Source organism: Aerococcus sp. L_32 (assembly GCF_050689315.1).
In genome coordinates this window covers 1-2,146 of the sequence record NZ_JBOEQF010000332.1, presented here as the reverse complement: position 1 = coordinate 2,146, position 2,146 = coordinate 1, and the positions used below count along the sequence as shown (strand labels likewise).

Annotated in this window: 2 protein-coding genes; one reads left to right on the top strand and one right to left on the bottom strand. The window is 42.3% G+C overall.

Features of this window, described 5'->3' with window-relative positions; all coding sequences use genetic code 11:
• Positions 1-62: 62 nt before the first annotated feature.
• A complete protein-coding gene (locus ACRCJ0_RS12515) occupies positions 63-1,019 on the bottom strand; it encodes a glutathione S-transferase family protein (RefSeq protein WP_419970718.1) in 957 nt (318 codons plus the stop codon).
• Positions 1,020-1,479: 460 nt separating this feature from the next.
• Here ACRCJ0_RS12515 and ACRCJ0_RS12510 point away from each other — a divergent pair.
• Positions 1,480-2,146, top strand: a 667-nt coding sequence (locus tag ACRCJ0_RS12510) for a bifunctional folylpolyglutamate synthase/dihydrofolate synthase (protein WP_431390633.1), incomplete at its 3' end; no start/stop codon positions are given.

The following is a 2,146-nucleotide window of genomic DNA, read 5'->3' as shown; positions in this document are numbered from 1 at the left end:
ATCACGTTTAATAGTGACCACCAGTTTTTTCGTATTGGCTTGTTTAATTTCTTGCAGTCACCTTAGATGTCTAAAGAGATTGCTGGACCCGCTGGAATAATCCCGTTCGGGTTGATTGTCGGATGGCTACCGTAGTAGTGGTGTTGGATGTGGTAGAAATCAACTGTATCAAAAATACCTGCAATGTTGTAGATTTCACGGGTATAACGCCATACATTTTCAAAGTCAGTTAAGTGTTTAATATTGCACTTGAAGTGACCGTAGTAGACATGCTCGAAACGAATTAATGTTGGGAACAAGCGGATGTCAGATGTTGTTAATTTATCGCCTAATAAGAATTTTTTGTCAGCTAGGATACCGTCTAATTTTTCTAGGGCATCAAATACATGACCAACTTCTTCTTCATAAACAGCTTGATCTGTCGCAAAACCAGCTTTATAAACACCGTTGTTGATGTTTGGATAGACAAAGTCATCCATTTCTTTGATTTGGTCGCGCAATTCTTCAGGGTAGTAATCACCTTCAATGGCACCAATTTCGTCAAAGGCTGAGTTTAACATCAACATAATTTCAGATGATTCGTTGTTGACGATGGTATCTTTTTCCTTGTCATATAAAACAGGTACTGTTACACGGCCTGTATAGCTAGGGTCAGCATGTGTATAGACTTGGTGTAAGAAGTCTGCATCTAGAATAGGGTCAGGAATGACACCTTGGTCTGGTGCAAATGTCCAGCCATTTTTCAACATGATTGGATTTACGATAGAAATAGAAATCATGTCTTCCAAGCCTTTTAATTTACGCATCATCAAGGTACGACTAGCCCATGGACACGCTAGTGATACGTATAAGTGGTAACGTCCAGCTTCAGCTTTAAAGCTACCTTCGCCTGTTGGACCTGGTGCACCGTCAGTGGTGATCCAGTTTCTGAATTGTGAGTCTTTGCGGACGAAACGACCACCTGTTGATTCTGTGTCATACCATTGGTCCTTCCAAACGCCGTCTACTAATAATCCCATGCATTCATCTCCTTTTAGAAGTAATAATTCGATTTCAAAATAATATAGCACTATTGTAATATAGACGACTGTATTTCTCAAGTGATAGGGGTTGAGGGGACAAACTATACAGCTTTCAAAATTTCATGAAGCAATTGGATGGCTACTTAAGCAAGCGATATTTGGCGAAAACTATCTATCGCTAAATGGACTAGCATTCAAGTATGCGTTGAACAACCGTCATCGCTTCAAACACGAACTATGGATTTTTGAGTAATCGTTGATGACTAACAATTAAAAGTTAGCTATACTTAATGGGACTAGGTATGGCTATGGCAGGTCGGGGCATATGTTTTAAGAAAATACCGAATGTTGTTGGTGTTAAATGGTGCATCCACCTGCTAAATCCTACCTATAGACGTTTTAGAAGACGGTTTAAAGGTCTTCTACTCATAATAGATCACGAAAAGAGGCTTATCCATTGCGTTACGAATCACTTCAAGCAAAGTTGCCCCTAGCACCCGCCGGCGAAATGGTGTTAGGATTAGCGTCGATGAAACAATTAATGGCGCACTTTAACCATCCAGAAAATCAACTCCCAACCATTCATATCGCTGGGACAAACGGCAAAGGGTCAACCGCCAAAATGGTTGCCACTATCTTACAAGCAGCCGGCTACAAGGTTGGCTTATTCACTTCCCCGTCCTTAGTCGATTTTAATGAACGCATTCAAATCAATGGCCAGCAAATCACTGACGACCAGCTCATGGCACAAGTTGACCGGATGACGGCAGCATTAGGACCGGATGAATATTACACCGAGTTTGAAGTCTTTACCGGACTTGCTTGGTTGACCTTTGAGGCAAATCAAGTAGATTTTGTCGTCTTAGAAGTTGGCTTGGGCGGTAGATTGGATGCTACCAATATCATCAACCAACCACTGGTCACGGCAATCACAAAAATTGCCCTGGACCACCAGAAAATCCTCGGCGACACACTGGCTGAAATCGCAGGGGAGAAGGCCGGCATCTTGAAAGCAGGCGTGCCCTTGGTATTATATCCGCAAGTTGATGAGGCGAAAAGGGTCATCACACAACAAGCTGACCGCCTTCAAGTGCCTATACATGAAGTCAAGCCAGGGGATATAG